A 2,801-nucleotide genomic window follows, 5' to 3' on the forward strand; every position below is an offset into this window, starting at 1 on the left:
AGAGCGCACCACACCTCACGGGACTTCCAACGCACCCCGGTCCGGGGAGCCGCAACCAACGTGCCGGTCATCGCGCATCCCGCCTGACGCGCACGCTGTTCTCCGTGTACGCGAGCCCGTGCTCAACCAGATCCGCATCCGGCGTCGGCTCCAGCCGGTCATCGACGACGATGTCCGCTGGCCGCCCGGTGGCGAAGCACGCCACCGGGCTCTGGAGCCGGGCCGCTGCCGGCGCCTCCGCGTCGACGCGAATCATGACGCGGCCGTGGATCTCGAAGCGCAGTGCCTTGGTCTTGGTCTGCATGGTCGTCCCCTGTCTGGGTGGTGTCGGTCGGATGGTGTCGGCCGTGTCGCCGGTGTCCGCCTAGTTCTTCAGCGTGAGCACCAGCTTGGGTGCGAGCGTGCTGCCGGCTTCCTTGGAGTTGAGGTCCAGGCCGTCGCTGCTGCTGGAGTCCATTCCAAGAGAGAGCTGTTGGCCGAGCTCACCGGTCAGGCCGCTGACCGTCAGCGGAACGTTGTAGCTGGTGTTGGTCGTTGTCGGGCCGAGCCTGCCGATGCTGGTGCCGAGCGCCGGACGGTTAGTGTACGTGATCCCGCTCTCGGTCCAGGTGTCAATAGCGACGACCTTGACGTTCTGCGTACCCGTTGACCCACTCCCGGCGCTACGCAGCTGCAACGTCGCACTCTCCAGCGTCCTGCCCGCGTACGCCGACAGGTCGAACTTCAAGTACGTGGCCTCCACCGGGCTGTTGTCCACACCCAGCATGGTGCTCGTGCCGTAGTTCGTCCCCGTCGCCCCGCTCGTCACATAGCTGTCAGCGGTGGCTGTGAGGGTGACGGTCTCCGACGTGCCGCCGCCCGCGGGGGCCGTGCTGAAGGTCCACGTCTTGTCCGCCGCCAACGCGTTACCGGCAACATCCTTCACCCCACTGGAGATCGTCGCCGTGTATGTCGTACCGGCCGCAAGATCCGCATCCGGGTTTAACGTCGCAACTTTGTTCGTGGTGTCGTACGACACAGCGGCCGCTACCGGCGTTGTCCCCGATGTCAATTTGAACGTCGCCGACGTAACCGTCGACGCATCCATCGCCTCCGAGAAGGACCCGGTCACATTCGCCGTCACCGCCACACCAGTGGCACTAGCCGCCGGAGACGTAGCCGTCACCGTCGGGGCGGTCGTATCACCGCCACCACCGCCGCCGCCGGGTTCGGAGAAGTGCCAGTACCGGCTGGTGGCGTTCACATCGGCGAGCAACAGCAGACCGCTGTTGGCCGTGCCCCGCGCCGCACTGTTGAGATTTTGTTTCGTCGACGTCACGTTGTGGACATACTGGTCGGCGTCCACGATACGAGCCGTCTTCGTCGTGGTGAAGTTGATGTCGCTCAGCGGCGTGGACTTCTCGTAGATCGCACCGCCCGAGCTGGTGCAGACACCAGCGTTCGTCGTGCCACTCGGCTTCGGATAGGTGGCAAAGGTACGCAGCCTCTGCGTGCTCTCATCAACCAGGACGGTCACCCGGTTCGGGCACTCCGCCACTGTCGCGATCGTGTGCGCCGACCAGGTCGTGCCATTCAATGCCAACAGCTGGATCAGCGGCTGAGACGCCGACGTGAAGGACGTCTTAATAGCGGCGAAAACCCGGCCACCCGAGGAATCCATCCACTTCAAGTTCATGTGGTCATCACCGCTGCGCTGCCCCTTCACCGCTGCCACAGGAGCGGACCAGGCGGTGTTGGACGCCCCATCGACGTGGTAGCTCCAGTACATGCCGTCGGTGGAGTCACCGACCTGCCGGCTCCACATCACACCCATCTTGTCGTCGAACGCGATCACCGCCGAGGTGTCGTCCACGGACACGTTGCTCAAGGACGCAGGATGCGCGAACGGCGTCCCCCACGTCTTGCCATCCGTGCCAGTGACATTCATATAGATCCGGTTATTCTCCGGCCACGTGGCCCACACCCGACCAGTCGAGTCCTTGTCGATGGTCAGGGTCTCAACGCGGGAGTTGTTGATCTTTGAAGAACTCAGCAGCGTGTACTTCGTCTTACTCGGATCGTAGCTGTAACGCCGCATCGTCGTCGGGTAGTTCGGCTCAGCTGGCCGACCGTCGTTGACGAACCGATAGCTCGCCACAAACAACGTCGTCCCGTCCCACATCACGTCATGATGAGTGTTCGCCCGCGTGTCCGTCGCCACACCCGTATCAACCCACGAGCTCGTCGCGGAATTGAACCGGAAGATGTGAAAATCCGAGCTGGCAGTGTCCCACAGGTTCCCCCACCAGACCCCGTCGTTGAACCACAAAGCACTCGTTGCCCGCTTCGTACCTGTCGGCGTCCCCGTCCCGGAATGCGACGGGCCCTGAACCCCAACATCACCCGCAGCAGCCGACGCCGCAACCGGTACCACAACAACACTCAACGCAAGCAGCAGCGCTGTCAGTAGTGCTGCCAGCAGTGCACGGAGCCGCGGATTCCGCGACCCGCGTAGCCGCAGACCAGCTGTCCCCTCGCGCACCAGAGCGACTCGAAGTCCCTGCTCCTGGCGTCGGATGGAACACCGGTTGCTGACTCGGGCTGCGACCAAAAGGGACGCCGCCGCAAACCGTCCTACCGCAGACGCATTGAGGTTGCTCATGTTTTCATCCTTCCGATGTTCAAGCTGTGGAATTTTGGCGGTGCCGCTCCACCGCGCCCCAGGCCAATCCGCGGACGGCCGGAAATTGAAATCGAGCACTTTAGGCTCCTTTCGCCATGGTGATGACGCTTAGCGGATCGGTGGGTGTGCGGGCAAAACG

At 63.5% G+C, this 2,801-nt stretch carries 2 protein-coding genes; both read right to left on the bottom strand.

The genetic code is table 11. The features are described 5' to 3' along the window. Positions 1–67 precede the first annotated feature (67 nt). The gene (locus tag ACZYZ3_RS20430; protein ID WP_463965589.1) at positions 68–304 is read right to left on the bottom strand and encodes a hypothetical protein; all 237 of its coding nucleotides are present in this window, start codon (positions 302–304) and stop codon (positions 68–70) included. 60 nt (positions 305–364) lie between these two features. Next, positions 365–2,740, bottom strand: a complete 2,376-nt coding sequence (locus ACZYZ3_RS20435) for a CBM96 family carbohydrate-binding protein (protein WP_463965590.1) — start codon at positions 2,738–2,740, stop codon at positions 365–367. Between the last annotated feature and the right edge of the window lie 61 nt (positions 2,741–2,801).

The organism is Pseudarthrobacter linnaei, assembly GCF_055412825.1.